At 52.9% G+C, this 15230-nt stretch carries 22 protein-coding genes; 20 read left to right on the forward strand and 2 right to left on the reverse strand.

The genetic code is table 11. The features are described 5' to 3' along the window. The first annotated feature begins 97 nt into the window (after window positions 1-97). Together M987_RS23155 and M987_RS23160 are read left to right on the forward strand one after the other, a co-directional pair. The gene (locus M987_RS23155) at window positions 98-391 is read left to right on the forward strand and encodes a hypothetical protein (protein WP_014063862.1); all 294 of its coding nucleotides are present in this window, start codon (window positions 98-100) and stop codon (window positions 389-391) included. Between the two features lie 16 nt (window positions 392-407). Further along, window positions 408-1229: a DUF932 domain-containing protein gene (locus tag M987_RS23160; protein WP_014063863.1), complete on the forward strand. Its 822-nt coding sequence runs from the start codon at window positions 408-410 to the stop codon at window positions 1227-1229. Window positions 1230-1257: 28 nt separating this feature from the next. Here M987_RS23160 and M987_RS23165 read toward each other — a convergent pair whose 3' ends face one another. Next, window positions 1258-1797 carry a lytic transglycosylase domain-containing protein gene (locus M987_RS23165; protein WP_014063864.1) on the reverse strand — a complete coding sequence of 180 codons (540 nt, stop codon included), beginning with the start codon at window positions 1795-1797 and terminating at the stop codon, window positions 1258-1260. Window positions 1798-2418: 621 nt separating this feature from the next. Here M987_RS23165 and M987_RS23175 point away from each other — a divergent pair. After that, window positions 2419-2805 (forward strand): relaxosome protein TraM, encoded by a 387-nt coding sequence (locus M987_RS23175; protein ID WP_014063865.1) that lies wholly within the window; start codon window positions 2419-2421, stop codon window positions 2803-2805. Window positions 2806-2842: 37 nt separating this feature from the next. Here M987_RS23175 and M987_RS23180 read toward each other — a convergent pair whose 3' ends face one another. Continuing rightward, a complete protein-coding gene (locus M987_RS23180; RefSeq protein WP_014063866.1) occupies window positions 2843-3484 on the reverse strand; it encodes an Arc family DNA-binding protein in 642 nt (213 codons plus the stop codon). A 196-nt stretch (window positions 3485-3680) separates the two neighbouring features. Between M987_RS23180 and M987_RS23185 the strand changes: the two genes are divergently transcribed. From M987_RS23185 to M987_RS23260, 17 genes are all read left to right on the forward strand, one after another. After that, a complete protein-coding gene (locus tag M987_RS23185; RefSeq protein ID WP_014063867.1) occupies window positions 3681-4034 on the forward strand; it encodes a type IV conjugative transfer system pilin TraA in 354 nt (117 codons plus the stop codon). Window positions 4035-4036: 2 nt separating this feature from the next. Next, window positions 4037-4339: a type IV conjugative transfer system protein TraL gene (gene traL, locus M987_RS23190; RefSeq protein ID WP_014063868.1), complete on the forward strand. Its 303-nt coding sequence runs from the start codon at window positions 4037-4039 to the stop codon at window positions 4337-4339. Between the two features lie 5 nt (window positions 4340-4344). After that, on the forward strand, window positions 4345-4926 hold the full coding sequence (locus M987_RS23195; RefSeq protein WP_014063869.1) for a TraE/TraK family type IV conjugative transfer system protein: 582 nt from the start codon (window positions 4345-4347) through the stop codon (window positions 4924-4926). An 11-nt stretch (window positions 4927-4937) separates the two neighbouring features. Then, complete coding sequence (gene traK / locus M987_RS23200; RefSeq protein ID WP_014063870.1) at window positions 4938-5678, forward strand: type-F conjugative transfer system secretin TraK; 741 nt, start codon at window positions 4938-4940, stop codon at window positions 5676-5678. Continuing rightward, window positions 5675-7081 carry an F-type conjugal transfer pilus assembly protein TraB gene (gene traB / locus M987_RS23205; RefSeq protein ID WP_014063871.1) on the forward strand — a complete coding sequence of 469 codons (1407 nt, stop codon included), beginning with the start codon at window positions 5675-5677 and terminating at the stop codon, window positions 7079-7081. The genes traK and traB overlap by 4 nt, the downstream gene beginning before the upstream one ends. A gap of 13 nt (window positions 7082-7094) precedes the next feature. Next, window positions 7095-7550 (forward strand): hypothetical protein, encoded by a 456-nt coding sequence (locus M987_RS23210; protein ID WP_014063872.1) that lies wholly within the window; start codon window positions 7095-7097, stop codon window positions 7548-7550. Between the two features lie 48 nt (window positions 7551-7598). Beyond that, the gene (locus M987_RS23215; protein WP_014063873.1) at window positions 7599-8003 is read left to right on the forward strand and encodes a hypothetical protein; all 405 of its coding nucleotides are present in this window, start codon (window positions 7599-7601) and stop codon (window positions 8001-8003) included. A gap of 50 nt (window positions 8004-8053) precedes the next feature. Further along, window positions 8054-8614: a type IV conjugative transfer system lipoprotein TraV gene (gene traV, locus M987_RS23220; RefSeq protein ID WP_014063874.1), complete on the forward strand. Its 561-nt coding sequence runs from the start codon at window positions 8054-8056 to the stop codon at window positions 8612-8614. After that, a complete protein-coding gene (locus tag M987_RS24820; RefSeq protein ID WP_014063875.1) occupies window positions 8611-8787 on the forward strand; it encodes a hypothetical protein in 177 nt (58 codons plus the stop codon). Before traV ends, M987_RS24820 begins: the two co-directional genes overlap by 4 nt. After that, the gene (gene traC / locus M987_RS23225; protein ID WP_014063876.1) at window positions 8784-11390 is read left to right on the forward strand and encodes a type IV secretion system protein TraC; all 2607 of its coding nucleotides are present in this window, start codon (window positions 8784-8786) and stop codon (window positions 11388-11390) included. The genes M987_RS24820 and traC overlap by 4 nt, the downstream gene beginning before the upstream one ends. After that, window positions 11387-11800: a type-F conjugative transfer system protein TrbI gene (gene trbI, locus M987_RS23230; RefSeq protein ID WP_014063877.1), complete on the forward strand. Its 414-nt coding sequence runs from the start codon at window positions 11387-11389 to the stop codon at window positions 11798-11800. Before traC ends, trbI begins: the two co-directional genes overlap by 4 nt. Continuing rightward, entirely contained in the window at window positions 11797-12432 is a 636-nt protein-coding gene (gene traW / locus M987_RS23235; RefSeq protein WP_014063878.1) for a type-F conjugative transfer system protein TraW, read from the forward strand. The genes trbI and traW overlap by 4 nt, the downstream gene beginning before the upstream one ends. Continuing rightward, window positions 12429-12779: a hypothetical protein gene (locus tag M987_RS23240; RefSeq protein ID WP_014063879.1), complete on the forward strand. Its 351-nt coding sequence runs from the start codon at window positions 12429-12431 to the stop codon at window positions 12777-12779. Before traW ends, M987_RS23240 begins: the two co-directional genes overlap by 4 nt. A 446-nt stretch (window positions 12780-13225) precedes the next feature. Beyond that, window positions 13226-13618, forward strand: coding sequence for a hypothetical protein (locus tag M987_RS23245; RefSeq protein WP_041162318.1), 393 nt, complete (start codon window positions 13226-13228; stop codon window positions 13616-13618). After that, on the forward strand, window positions 13609-13887 hold the full coding sequence (locus tag M987_RS23250) for a hypothetical protein (RefSeq protein WP_014063882.1): 279 nt from the start codon (window positions 13609-13611) through the stop codon (window positions 13885-13887). Before M987_RS23245 ends, M987_RS23250 begins: the two co-directional genes overlap by 10 nt. Beyond that, the gene (locus M987_RS23255; RefSeq protein WP_014063883.1) at window positions 13878-14888 is read left to right on the forward strand and encodes a hypothetical protein; all 1011 of its coding nucleotides are present in this window, start codon (window positions 13878-13880) and stop codon (window positions 14886-14888) included. The genes M987_RS23250 and M987_RS23255 overlap by 10 nt, the downstream gene beginning before the upstream one ends. Before the next feature lie 103 nt (window positions 14889-14991). Then, window positions 14992-15213, forward strand: a complete 222-nt coding sequence (locus M987_RS23260) for a hypothetical protein (protein ID WP_014063884.1) — start codon at window positions 14992-14994, stop codon at window positions 15211-15213. The last annotated feature ends 17 nt before the right edge of the window (window positions 15214-15230 follow it).

The following is a 15230-nucleotide window of genomic DNA, read 5'->3' on the forward strand; positions in this document are numbered from 1 at the left end:
CCCCTTTCCTTCCTCCCTTCGCCGTTGCTCCCCTTGCCCTTTGCCGCGAGAGAACTCACCAGGGAGATGGACACCATCACCACAGGAGAAAACCAGGATGCACACACGAAACGTCAACGTCAAAACCGCCGCTCAAGAATCTACCGGAAGATGTGATTCAAACCTTACCGTGGCCCAGTTCACGGATCTGTTTTGCTGGGTCCTTGCCGCAACGGAAGGGGAGCCACAACCGGCCATATTTACACCGCCAGCGAATGCCACTGAGCTGACGTTAATGAATGACGATTGCCCGGATTATATCTCTGTCTGGGTTATCGACGGTCGCCCGGTCGCAGCTGCAATGCCGCTGGATAATTTTCACCGCGTTATTTCTTCATCACTTACTCATTAATCAGGAGTCAATAATTATGGTTAGTTTCGCAAGCCGTTATCGTATGCCTACCTCAATCCGTAAAGATCGCCCGCTGACGAATGACGAATTACAGCGCATTGTTCCGAGCGCGTTCTCAGAAGAAAAACATGATTCTCGTTCACAGCGCTATACGTATATTCCAACGATCGTTATTCTTGACCGTTTACGTGATGAAGGTTTTCTGCCTTATTTTGCTACACAGTCACGTACACGTGACCAGGATAAACGTGACTTTACAAAGCATATGCTTCGCCTGCGTCGCCATGACCAGATTAACGGAAAAGAGGTCCCGGAAATTATTCTGCTGAACAGCCATGATGGCTCAAGCAGCTATAAAATGATCCCCGGCATGTTTCGCCAGGTTTGCTCTAATGGTCTGGTAGCCTGGAAAGATTTTGGTGAAATCCGTGTGCCTCACAAAGGGGATATTGTCGGGCAGGTTATCGAGGGCGCTTATACAGTGCTGGAAACATTTGACGCGGTTGATGAAAATATCGATCTGATGAAAGGCATTCAGCTCACGTTACCTGAGCAGCGCCTGCTGGGTGCTACGGCTCTGGAAATTAAGTATGACGGAAAACCAGCACCGATTACACCAGAGCAGATTATTAACCCGCGCCGCGTCCTCGACAAGGGACAGGATTTATGGACCACATTTAACGTGGTGCAGGAAAATGTGATCCGGGGTGGTATCCGTGGCAGAACGGAAAAAGGAAAGCCCACCAGAACGCGCGAGGTCACCGGAATTGATGGTGATATCAAATTAAATCAGGTTCTCTGGAAAATGGCTGAGGAGTTTGCAAAGCTGAAGGCCTGAAAATTAAGCCGCTCTGATGAGCGGCTTTTTATTGCGTGTTATTCAGTGATGCCGTCTCTGCCGTTTTCCCTTCATTTACCATCCCCCCACCTTGATCCAGACGCTGAGAAAGGATCGTTTTTCTTGCCAGCAAGACGCGGTATATATTTTTAATATCTTCGGCATATGCCCGGCGCTGAGTGATGAGCTTTTTTGAGGGGCCGGTATTATACATTCCCACGCTATCCCAGTTTTTACCATATGACCGGAAGTTGTGCGCCAGAACCCAGGCGCCGGTGTAGACACAGATACAGGGATCATTTAACAACCGGTCACGGGTAATATTAAAGTTTTTAAGCTTTCCATAATGAGAACTGTTCACCTGCATCCCGCAAACATCTTCTGTCCCGTTCCGGTTTGTTCCATTAATCGCACCTGCCCGGAGTCTGCTCTCCTTAATTGAAATTGACATCAGCAGGAGTGGATCAATACGGTAGTCTTTTCCTGCCTGGTCAAAACACATCTGGGGAGCCGCGCCCGCCGAAAGTGAAACGGCCAGCACAGCAACGGGTAACAATGTTATTTTCATCATCTGGCCTTTTAACGAAATATACGCACGAATGGGAGCCGCTTTAAAAAATACCCCGCCAGATCGTCTTAATCAAGTTTATTCACTACAAACGCGCGTGAGCGCTTTCCGGCGGGGCTTTTACCCCAGGCTGGAATAATGAAAGCGGACCATGCCACCGTATTTACCAGCCGCTCCTTACTAACCCCTTAAAACATCACACCCCACGCAAGACTTCGTCTTGCAGATTTTTTCTTTTAATTCATAGGTATATCTGTTCATATTATGCGGAATTATGCTGTGTGAACGATAAAGGTGTGTGCATCAGCACACATTGCAGTGCCTAACCCCCACACACTACAGTGCCTAATCCAGCACTGTAGTGTGTGCTAATCCAGCACTGTTAAGTGTGGGGATTGTGTGTATTCAATAATTAGAGTAACTTAAAAATGGGTAGTGCCTGATGCACACACATCGTAGTGCCTGATGCACACACATGACAGTGCCGGATTAGCACACATCCAAAAGCCAGATTTACAAGAATCCTCAGTAAGTTACAGAGCGACGTAACTCCGGGAACTGACATATTAGTAGTATTGCAGTGCCGCATCAGGCACTGCATGAAATTTTCGAGAAAATATCATGCCAAGAAAGAACATCTACTTTAAAGATAAAATTGACAGAGAAATAAATGATATTCTTGAGATTGAGTTACAGAAAGGCGCAACATCGTCTGACATGAACTATTCATCAATAGTCAACGAATTAGTTCGACTCGGACTGATGGTCTACAAATCAAAGGAAGAGGGCTCAACTTTCGATCTCGATGGATTCCGCCGCGACCTCATAAAGAAAGTCTCTGGCTCACGTGAAGGTATTATGATTCTCACCGCACTTGTCTCTGATATCTTTGTCACGATGAAGGGACCAGATTCTGGAGTGAAGCTGGAAGAACTGATAAATGCCAATATCAGCTCGATTAACGATGCAGAAGATAAGGCGGAAAAAGACCACTTCCTGACGGATTAATAATTGATTTCAGGCCGGACTTTTCCGGCCCTGTCGATCACTGAGACTCACCTTCATCCCACGGAAGGTCTTCCCTTTCCACTTCCGTGATTTTTTCTTTTAAAAATACCTCAAATTCCATACACAACACTTTCAGCGCCTGAGCATCCTCATTCTGGTCAAGTAAGCGCTCTGTAAAATACCCCAGTGTATTCATTAACCTGGTGAGCATTTCGTCATTCAGGCTACGGTTATGAATCTTAGACATGGCCCTGATTTCATCTGCAAGATTCTCCGGAATACGCATACTGTAGCCTGTAGTTTTACCGGGAAGTAACACACGCTCACCTTCACGCCACATCCACAACTGCTCCTGGCGCACCGGAACCTTATTTTTCTCTTCAGCTTCACCATCCACTTCATTCAGTAAATTCCCGAGCCACTCTTCGAACCTGACCGCCAGTGCAATGAGCCGTTCGCCTTCCACAGTTTTAATTACAGCCCTCCCGGGCTGATAATTAAGGGAGAGCAACAGCCTTGCGATAATTTCCTCATTTACGCTTCTGTTACTCGCCCTCGCACATATTCGAAGCTCCATAAGCAAATTATCCGGCGCGCGCAGCCGCCACTCCACAGCCTCTCCGGGCTGGAACTTTCGTGGACGGCCACGACCATCCCACATTTTCTCTTTTACTTTCATAGCTATAGATCCTGTAAGCCATTTCAGAACTTTCCGGTCAACAAAGCCTACTCACTTACATATTCAGATAAATCCGAATGATTCGAAAAAGTGTGACATGCGTCACAGTTTTTTTTTTTAGGGTTATGGGACAATTGTGCCCGCGTAAACAACAACTTACGCACATCACTTTTGTTTACTTCCGGAGAAAACAAGCATGTCAACCAAAGGCAGTGCCCTTAACGTCGGTAAGGGATGGGCGGTAGCGTCTTTATTTCGTAAGGCTCGCGAAAATCGCCAGATGAAATTTAACTTAAAAACAGCGAGTGCATTCTTAATTGCACTTATGGTCACACACCCGGCATTCGCATCCGGTACGGACCTTCTCTCATCACAGGCCACAACCGTCAGTTCAACATTTGGTTCCGGCTCATCACTGGTCAAATGGTTCTATATTGCAGAAATCATTATGGGTCTTTTTATTTATATTAAGGCCCGCTCCCCTCTGGTATTTGTCGGTATCGTCATCTGTATCATCTTTACCCGTGTTGCTTTCAGCATCGCGAGCTAACGATGAACGGGGAAGAGGATAAATACTACTTCCCGGAAACCCTGAATCAGCAGGAGCGTTATTTAGGTCTGCCGATAGATGAATTAATTGTGACAGCACCCCTCGTTGTTCTGGGGGTGCTCAACAATATGTCTGTCGAACTTTCCGTAATAGCGGGAATCCTCTGGCTTCTGGTCAGATATCTGAAGAAAGGGCAGGGGTCATACTGGTTGCTTAATTTCTGTTACTGGCACCTGCCATCCATCCTTTTTAAAGTGACTTTTCGCCAGATACCTGATTCAAGTTTCCGGCACTGGAGAGCGTAACCATCATGAAATTAAAAATTAAAGGGGAACGGGATAAACAACTCAGCTATGCATTTATTGGACTTTCCGCATTCTCCATTCTTATGGCTGCGGGGAATGTATTAACCGGTTCGCTGGCGTGGCATTTCGCCACCACCCAGAAAACCATCACCATCCCAATGACATATAACCGCCCTTTTGTGTCTGACGCACTCAGCGCAGATGCAACCGGAATGACTCAGTTCGCCACCTCCTTTATTTACTGGCGTCTGAACGTCACCCCGGAAAACATCGACAATAACCAGAAAATGGTTCTTGGATACGTCCCCTCAGCTGACCGGGATGCACTCAAGAAAGCCCTGGATATTGAAGCCGAAAGCATCAAAAAAGGAGGGATTACCACCCAGTTCGAAACGAAAGAAATCCGGGTCAATAACGATGGCTCCGTGGACTTCAGCGGTACGCTGAAGTCCTCCACCACTAACGGTGCAATCACCACCTTCCTGAAACCCCAGGAAAAAATCTACCGACTGAAACTGAGTTATGTGAATGGCGTGATTAACCTCCACTCGTTCGAAGAACTCCAGCCGGTATCCACCACCAACTGACAGGACTGCCCATGAAATTTCGCATTTCACCGGCAGCTGCTGCTGTGTTTCTGGCAGCGGGATTCTTTACTGGCGGCCTTCGGGCCGCCTCCGCACCCGCAGCCATTCCGTTTGAGAACGACGCCGCCTTTAATGTCACTCTCAGCAACACCAACCCGAGCAAGGTTGTTGTCGACGGAGAATTAATCACAAGCATCAGCGGACCAACCGGTGCCTACGACCAGAGCACGACCGATGACGGGGCGCTTATCCTGTCCCCACTTGTCGGCCAGAACTTCACCCTCTTTATCCAGACTGACCACGGCTCATCGCTGAGCCTGAACGTTAAACCGCAGCCCGGCAACGGCAAAACCCTGCGCTTCACCCCCATGTCACCACCACTTCGCAAGAACGATGACGCGAAAGCATGGGAAGAAGGGCAGACCTATGAAAAGACACTGGTCGCACTGTCCCGCGCAGTGGTCAATGGCCAGGTGCCTGACGACTACCTGGAATACCCGGTCAGCCGGATGCCGGCATACACACCCGCCAGTGATGTACGCCTGACACCGGAACGCCAGTTCGTCGGCAACCATCTGCGCATCGTGCGCTTCCGGATGAGCAATCCGGGCAACATTACCCGCAGTCTTCGCGAGCGCGACTTCTGGCGCAAGGGCGTCAGGGCCGTCATGCTCTCGCAGAACCAGCTTTATGCCGGCGGCGAAGGCTATGCCTGGATTGTGTTTTCAGATGACGGAGACACCCGCCCATGAATCTGAACGAAAACCTGAAAACGCGCCGTAAGCAGCTGACCATCCTCGCGGCGGTTATCGCAGGCGGTGCCGCAGCGACAGGCGGCGTCATCTGGTACGGGCAGCATCAGCAGGAGCAAAAGCAACCCGCCCTGGCTGCCGCACCGAACATGACCGGCGTTGTGACCGCAGCCTTCAACCAGCAGGTCAGTGATGCCGCACTGGCCCAACAGCAGGCCAAGACCTCTGCGCTCGAGCAAAATTTTGCCACGCTCTCCCAGCAGTTTGCGCAGAACAAACTCGCAACCGACCAGAAGCTTGCCGACAAGGACGCAGAAATTCAGCGCCTGAACGACCAGCTCTCGAAAGCCCCCGGCAGCAACCCGACCGCTGGCCAGCAGACACCACCTGCCGGTCAGAACGGAACACCACTCCCCGGTCCCGTTGCTGCCGGTCAGGCCCGTCCGCCCGAATACTCTGTGACCCCCACAGGCACACCGGCCGCCACTGGTGCTGTAAACATGGGGCAGGGCGCAGGGTTCTATCCGGGCGGATCAGGCCAGCGCATGACAGGCGGTCTGTCTACCACAAAATTTAACTATGACAGCCTGAAGAAAAAGCCCACAAAGCTGCCCTGGATTCCGTCCGGCTCCTTCTCTGACGCCATCATGATTGAAGGGGCTGACGCCAACGCCAGCGTCACCGGTCAGCAGAACACACAGCCCGTCACCATTCGCCTTCTGGGCAGCATCCAGATGCCCAACAACAAAGAGTACAGCGCGGATGGCTGCTTTGTGGTGGGTGAAATCTGGGGGGATATCTCCAGCGAACGCGGGGTGGTGCGAACAAAGTCGATCAGCTGTGTGCTGAAAAACGGCAAGCATGTCGACATGGAATTTGACGGTCACGTGAGCTACCAGGGTAAAGGCGGCGTGCGCGGCAAGCCGGTGATGCGTAACGGCATGATTGTCGGCTACGCCGGTGCAGCAGGCCTCCTGTCCGGTTTCGGTGAAGGGATTAAATCTGCCGCCACACCATCCGTGGGACTTGGTGCCACAGCTGACGTAGGTGCCGGTGACGTGTTTAAACAGGGCTTAGGTGGGGGAGCCAGCAAGGCGGCCGACACACTGAGTCAGTACTGGATTAAACGCGCTGAGCAGTATCACCCGGTGATTGATATCGGTGCCGGCAACCTCGTTACGGTTGTGTTCCAGAAAGGCTTCCGCCTCGAAACCCTGGAAGACGCTGAAGACGAAAAGGCAAAGGAAGAACTGCAAAAAGCCGGTAACGCCGCGCAGAACGCCGTTGCTCCGCAACCTGCCAGCCAGACCACCACATCCAGCACCACCTCCGTCGGCAACATCAACCCTGATGATGTTCTCCGCCAGGCCAGCCAGCTGCGCCTCGGTGACACCATCAACTAATAAGGAGACAGATATGAAAGACCGGATTGCGGTGCTGAAGACCATAAAACAGGCTTGTGAAGCATGGTCTGAAGGTAAGAGGGTGGGATGTATCAGCAAGAAGCTTGCCGGGATACTGCTGGCTGTTTTGACAGCTGTCTTCGTTACCACAGTGCTGAATTACGAGCATTTCCCTTATGGTCTGTACTCCCTGCCACCTTTGAGTGTGTTAGCCATTTTTCTGATTTCAGAACTGAATACGCCAGGCGGCTGGGACGAGGTTATCGACAAGGAACTTCGGGTATATGAGCCGCGTGACAGAGAAGCCTGGGAAACATTACGGGCCGCTGTTCTCCGGAAAGGGAAGCTGGAACATGTCGATGTCAGGTCATGGCTTGAAGCTGAGCGTGAAGCGAATGCCGACCTGCTGGACGCTCCTGAAACGGCTCTGGGTTACGGTTTTGTTCGACGCGATGTAAAAGACGAATGAACCGTAAACATTTTCTCAATCCTGTAACCCTCTGAAAGTGGATTCGTTATGGCCGAAACCCAAAAGCGACCATTGTCGCTGAAAACGCTGTATGACTTTCGCCACCTTGCCATTCTGGTGCTGATTTTTGCCATCGAAATGACAGTATGGGCGGTGCTGAACCAGAAGGGGCTGGGTGACAAGAACTTTGTCGCATGGCGCATCTGGCTTCTCGCCAGTGTGTTTATCACGCTGTTCAGCGGATTCGTTTTTTACGATTTAAAGGCAATGGAGTGGGTGTATGTAGGAGCACTCGCGCCCTGGCTCATCGCGGCAGCTTCCATAATCGTCATTGGCTTCATTCAAATGAACCTGCATTTTTTGTCGATGGAGTGGTTTTTTACCTGCGTTAAGTTCAGTTTTACCTTTCAGGTAATATCCGTATTTATCTTCAATGCTACTCATAAGCCTTAAACCTGCACTCCCCCCACAAATAACCCTGAATTTCCAACCGGAGTTATCCCATGAAAACACTACTGGGCGCTGCACTGCTGTGCAGCGCACTGACCGGCTGCGCCGGTCTGAATTCTGATTTCGACTGCAACAAGACCGCCACCGACCAGTGCCTGACTACCGGTGAGGCCAACAAACTGGCCGCACAGGGTAAAAGTCTGGACGACCTGAGCACCGACAAAGCCACAAAAAAGCCTGCGGGTGAAACCCTGCCGGCACTGCGTAACACAGCGCCGGAAGTGAATCCGTGGCGTCCTGTTTCCGTCGCAGCAACCGGAACCGCCGCCGCTAAGCCGATTGCCCCGCGCCCGCTGGCAACTGCCCCGACAGGGACGAGTACCACCGGCTCAGTAGTAACGCCGCTGGTCAGCACCACGCATACCACGCCGGTGCCCGTTAACACCGCAGGCCGCGTCCCGGTTCAGCGTATCCCTGATGCCACGCAGCGTCTGTGGATTGCGCCCTGGGTGGACACGGACGATAACTTTCACCAGCCCGCCGTGGTCGAGTTCGTGAAGAACAAATCCCACTGGGATGAGAGCTATCGCGTTATCGGGGAGGGCGGCGAATGACCGACTTCCGTGGTGAACCCCTTCGTCAGGAAGATGAGCGCGCGGCGATTCAGGGAATGCAGGGTGACTGGCAGTTCAGCCGGGGCAACGACCAGCCCCTTTCCCGCCAGTCTGATGATGAACGACTGCAACGCCTGGAGCTTATCCGGGCCGCTGCGGAGGGCCGCAAATGAGCTTTATCAAAAACCTGATGGACATGCTGAACAACGGGAAACAGGAAGACGGGGCAGCCACTGCCCGCAACAACCTCTCCCAGACCTGGGACTATCCGTCCCTCGTTGCGGCTCTGCCGTACCGCTATTACGACGACGCGAATGAGATTTTCGTTAACGCCGGCTCAGCGGGTTTCATTATGGAAGCCGCCCCCCTGCCGGGGGCGAACGAGCAGGTCATGGCCGCGCTCGATGACATGCTGCGCAAGAAGCTCCCCCGCAAAACACCGGTGACCGTCATTCTGGCGGCCAGCAAGTGTGTCGGGGAGCGTATCGATCGCGGGGTGAGTAGCGACATGTGGAAAGGCCAGATGGCCGGGCACCTTAATAAAATCACCCGGGCATTCTGGCAACGCTCCGCGCTTCATGGTCTGGCCAACGAGCGTGAGTATCCACTGTACCTGCGTAACTATCGTATCTTCATTGTCTACGGCACGCCGCTGAAACGGGCCTCCCAGACGCAGCGGGTGATTGACGACCTGGTTCAGCTCCGTAACACCATTCGCGTCTCCCTGGGGGCGGCACGCATTGACAGCAAGAACGTCGACGTGAACGCTTTTCTGTCAGCGATACGTGAACTGATGAATTACCGGCAGGAACAGGTACTGACGTCCTCCGGCGATTATAATGAGGACGAGAAACTTAACCGGCAGATTGTCGATCCTGCCGTTGACCTTCAGGTCCACCCGTCCCATATCCGTCTTGAACTGCCTGAGACGATAGACACGCGCGGGACACGCCTGCCGGCATCTTCCTGCCGCATTATCAACATGCAGCTCAGTAAAAACCCGCGCCGCTTTGCCCTGTGGCAGGGCGCTGACAACCTGCAAAACCTGCGCTTCCCGGACCTCGGCATCCCCTGTCCGTTTATGCTGACCTGGACGACCGAACTGGAAGAACAGACCAAAAGCCAGGGTGAGGCCTTTCGTAAGGACACCGACCTCTCCAAGAAAGCCAACTCGGCGTATGCCGCACTCTTCCCTGGCACCAAAAAGGCCGCTGAGGAATGGCGGCGCACCAGGGAACAGCTGAACAGCAATGAAATTGCGCTCTGTAGTACCTACTTCAACCTGACCCTGTTTGCCCCGGACAACAACACTGAAGCGCAGGCCTGCGAGCTGGCAGCCGTCAACGTGTTCCGTAAGAACGAGCTGGAGATGGTGACGGTACATTACCAGCAGATGCGTAACTGGCTGGCCGGTTTCCCGTTCGTGATGCAGGAAGGCATGTGGGAAGACCTGAAGATGACCGGGGCTACGCTTCGCGCCAAGTCATGGAATGCGGTGAGTCTGATGCCGGTGGTGGCCGAACGCCAGCTGTCCAACGTGGGAATGCCGCTGCCGACCTACCGTAATCAGGTGGCCTTCTTCGATATGTTTGGTGAAGAGAACGGCAGCACCAACTTCAACATCGCAGTCACCGGCACTTCCGGGGCGGGTAAATCCTTTCTGACGCAGGGGATTCTGCGCGATGTGCTGAACGCAGGCGGATACGCCTGGGTTATCGACATGGGGGACAGCTACAAGAACTACTGCCACCAGGCCGGCGGGGTGTATCTCGATGGCTCGAAGCTGCGATTTAACCCGTTCGCCAACGTCAAAGACATCAACCACTCCGCAGAGGGGATTGTGCGTCTGCTGACGGTGCTGGCCAGCCCGACACAGCCGCTGGATGGTGTCTGCGAAGCTATCCTGCAAAAAGCGGTTATGTACGCGTGGGAAAAAAAGGGGAACAAGGCGCGTATCGATGACGTCCATAACTACCTGACCAGTAATGAAGTGAATGAGGCATTTGCGGACAAACCGACGATTATTGCGCGCCTCGCTGAGCTGGCCGTATTGCTCGATACATACTGTACCTGGGGTGCCGACGGGGAGTATTTCAATGCAGACAAGCCGACGCTCGATGGCGAAACCCGTTTTGCTGTGCTGGAACTCCTGAGTCTGGAAGACAAACCGAAGCTGCTCTCGGCAATCCTGTTCTCGCTCATTCTGGCGATTCAGGAAAAGATGTACCACAGCCCGCGCGACCTCAAAAAAGTCTGCATCATCGACGAGGCCTGGCGACTGCTCGGCGGCTCCAACCCGCACGCGGCACGCTTTATCGAAACAGGCTACCGTACCGTGCGTCGCCACCGTGGCGCGTTTATCACCATCACCCAGGGTATCAAGGACTTCAGCGCCAGTAAGGAAGCGGAAGCGGCCTGGAACAACAGTTCCACCAAAATCACCCTGTTGCAGGATGCGAAGGCCTTTAAACAGTACCTTGCCGATAACCCTGATCAGTTCTCGGACATGGAAAAAGAAGTTATCCGTGGCTTCCAGCCCGCATTACAGACCGGTTACAGCTCACTGCTGATTAGCGCCGGTGAATTCAGTTCGTTCCATCGTCTGTTTGTCGACCCTGTGACCCGCGCCATGTTCAGTTCGCGCGGTGAAGACTTTGCCTACATGCAGAATGCACAAAAAGCCGGGGCGTCAGCGGAAGAAGCGGCCTATCTGCTGGCCGAGAAGAAATTCGGTGACGAACTTCGTGAACTTGAAGAATGGGTGAACGCAGCATGAGTGAACAAAACGACAAAACATACGACGCCGATACCGTCCGGGATGGGGTGGTGATGGCCGGAAAAACATCCCGCTGGCTGAGGGGCGGGCTGTTGGGGCTGGCAGGTTTGCTGACCATGACCGGCGTGGCCTGGGTGACGGCAAAAGCCGTCACACCGGAGGTGGTGGTGTTCGATATGAAAGGCACGGTTGACCTCTTTATGCAGCAGTCCGCGCAGTTGCAGCTAGATGAGGGACGGGCGAAAGCCCTGACGGCCCGCTTTAATACGGCACTGACGGACAGCCTGGGAGCCTGGCAGGCTTCGCATAACGCAATCATCCTGGTGAAACCGGCGGTGATGAGTCCGCAGCGTGACATTACCGATGAAATCCGCGCCGACATTGCCCGGCGAACCCAGGGGGGCCTGTGAAAAGACGACTTCAGCTGACGGCCCTGATACTGCTGACGCTCTCTGCTGGCAGTGGTGCCAAAGATCTCGGGACCTGGGGCAACGTGTTCGAACCTGCCGAACAGGACATGCTGACCTTTATCCAGAACCGCCTGAAGGGAATGGAGCAGACCGGGGAACTTGACCGGTTACGGGAGGAGGCGACCGCGCGGGTAAAAGAACACGCCGTTCGTCCGGCCCCTGTTGAGGGACTCAGTAAAGCGGTGACGTACCGCAGTTTTGCCTGGGACCCGACCTTCACCGTGAAAGAAACCATCACCGATATGAAGGGAAACGTGGTGGCGCTTAAGGGGGACACGGTTAACCCGTTGGATAAGGTGCCTTTCAGTCAGGTGCTCTATTTTATCGATGGCGATGACAGGGAGCAGGTGAACTGGACCCGACAGCAAATCGCCGGAAAGACGGACGTTAAGGTGATCCTGGTGAAAGGCAACATCAGGGAAAGCAGTGATGCCCTGAATGAGCGTATCTACTTTGACCAGTCCGGTGTACTGACCCGTAAGTTTGGTTTTGAACATATCCCGGCGCGTATCTCACGAGATGGCCGTGTGATGAAGGTGGAAGAGATACCCGTAAAAGAGGAGAGGAAATGATATTTCTGCTGGCCCTGTCCGGTATAACGGGTATCGCAGGTTGCGCGATTACAACAGCATGGTTACCGGCGGATCTGCGCTGGCAGGGAGTCCAGTGCGCGGTATTCACCCTGATTATTCAGGGCTGCATTCTTAAGATCATACCACTCGACAGGGACGGGAGCGGCCTTTTGATTGCTGCCGGACTCATGCTTTCCCTGTGGTACGCCCCCCTTATTGCTAAAGAGACAAGGAAATTGAGAGTGCATTTCAGGATACCTTCAGTGCCGGGTTATCTCCTGATGTACATCCTGTGTCTGGTGCTGATCGGTGCCAGCTGGTTTCCCATCTGGATGGTTTTGAGATGAGATAACTCCAGTTGCTTACCAGAAGCTTTTGAGAAGCAAAAAAGTCAGCCCAAAAAATACAACGGTGAAACAGATAGCAAGAAAGAAATACGGAAAGCTGTGATGTGTGGAACCACTACCTGCTATCTGTCGCAAGTTTAAATCAGTAATTAAAGATGCCCATGCGAGTACAAATCCGAAGCAAATAATCAACAATGTCAGGAAAACATAATTAGCGACAGACGTCGCTGGAATACATGATCTCGCGCCCGTGCTGAGAAGTGCAAACAAGGAGCTGGAGGCAATTAAATCCCTCACCAGATTTCGGGTTGCTTCAAGTTGATTATCAGTTGGCTGTATACGCCTGAGTCTGTCCATCGTTTTCCCCATTATTACCGTTCCCAAGTTTTAGCCAGTCCGCAAGGATTCTGATGATGCACGGTAAAACCCATTTAAGGTACTCAAATATGACTGCAACGACGTTAGGTGACCTGTTTCCCACTCTCCGTAACGTGGTATCCGCACCACGCCATCCTCAAAAAAAGGACCGAAAAAGACCAGCGACCGTGACCCGCAGCGGAACCGCTGAACGGCTCAAGGCGCTGTACCCTGAAATTGACTCCTGGCAACCGGTACTGGTGACTAAAGCCTGGCTTCACTGGTGCGGACAGAACCAGCTGGATACCCAGGAGCCGGAAAAACGCGATGAAAGATTCCCTGACTTTATCGTTCATCTCCTGCTGGAGAACATGCGGGCAGAAGACGGGGCGAAACGTAAAAAGGGCCAGACGATGTCGCATTCTGAGCGTCTCGACAGGTTGTTTGCAGGTGAGGCCCAGGAGAACGCCGGATGTCACTGATAAATCCGACACTGTTGTCGGCCACGCCGCCCCGCAGGGCTGACCAACAGGCTGAGCTGGACGGTTGCGATGAAGCTGTCGCTCAGATCTGTCAGCTCTATCCCGAAATCGAATCCTGGCATCCGGTGCTGGTCGCTGAAGCATGGCATCAGTGGTGCGCGCAGAACAGTCTGTTGCCGGCGGTGCCGGAACAACGCGATGAGGCGTTTCCCCTGTACCTAGTCAGTCTTATCCGTAAAAGAATGGAGGAGATGAACGTATGGCGCTAATCAGCTGTTTAACCAGTCCTGACGGGCAGCAGGATGTGTTTTACTGCCTGAGTATGGGGCAGGGGCTGGGTGGCTTTATGGTGTTGATTATTTTACTGGTCGGCTGGCTGGTGATCCAATACCTGGCAGAGGCGCGACGTGAACGCCTGGCACGGGAAGCCAGACCAGGAATACCCGTCCCGCCGGCACAATTTGGCGGTGCCCGACATGCTGATGCGGTTCATGCCTTTGCTAACCGGGAATGCTATCAGGTGATGCTGGCTGAGCTGGAGACAGGCCTGACTGAAGCCGGTTACCTACTGACGAGGGATAAATCACAGCGCTGGATATTGCCAGAGGCAGACCGGCATAAGCTCAGCCGCAGGGTTTTCCGGGCGCGTCTGCTGGAGATGACGCCGAGAGTGACTGAGCAGATGGTAAAAGACAGTGAAGACGCGGCGGTGAACGATGGGTATGCAGGCATGTGGCTTAGTGTGCTTATTCGCGGAAGTGAAAGTGCAGGGTGGTACATCACAAAACCGGTACCGGAATTCGTCCCGACGAATTTTCCGTTAAAACAGGTCACCATAACTGTCAGTGCAAAACAGTCTGTCCTGACGCGGGATGTGGTGAGAATCATCAACGATGTGGCTGAAAAAGTGAAAAAACAGCGTACATTTCCTGAAACACCGGAACGTATTCCTGGTGGTGTAATTAGCAGTGAACTGTTTTATGGCGCTGCCCAGCGGCAGGTTAAGGTGGCGCCAGGCTGGTTTAATTCGCCGTCCGGAAATGATGTTCCTGACGATATCACTGAAGGACAATTTCCCCCGGCGGGGATGTCAGAATACCGGCATTTCATTGTCCGGGCACAGGGGGGGCGGTTTTATACCCAGAGTACCCTGGCCTTCTATATTGAAGAGGCCGGCCGCAGGATAGAGCAGGGTGAAGCCAGCGGTGCACTCTACGAAAATGACAGCGGTTATGCTTTCGTTGTGACGCCCGCAAAAAAACCCCCCTGATACAACCGCGCGGCCATTCAGGATGTTCGGTGCTCACTGCGTTGCGCTCCGCCTCAGCCTGAATGTCCTCACGGTTTCCGATTAACCCCGACAAGGTAACGCCATGAAAAAAGACCCTGAATGTACAAAGGGCCGGAATGTCACTATCTCAGCCGTCCGGCATGATGAAAGATCGGCTCTGCGACTGAAAACGATTCTTGCAGAGAACCCCCTTTATTATCCCTCGATTGTTTTACGGGCCGGCCTTCTGGCCCTCGAGGGTATGACCAAAGAAGAGCGGCTGACGTTCATCACAGAAGCTGCAATCAAATCCGAAACGCACTAACCATCCCTTTAGCCCTC

The organism is Enterobacter soli ATCC BAA-2102, assembly GCF_001654845.1.
Lineage (GTDB): Bacteria > Pseudomonadota > Gammaproteobacteria > Enterobacterales > Enterobacteriaceae > Enterobacter > Enterobacter soli.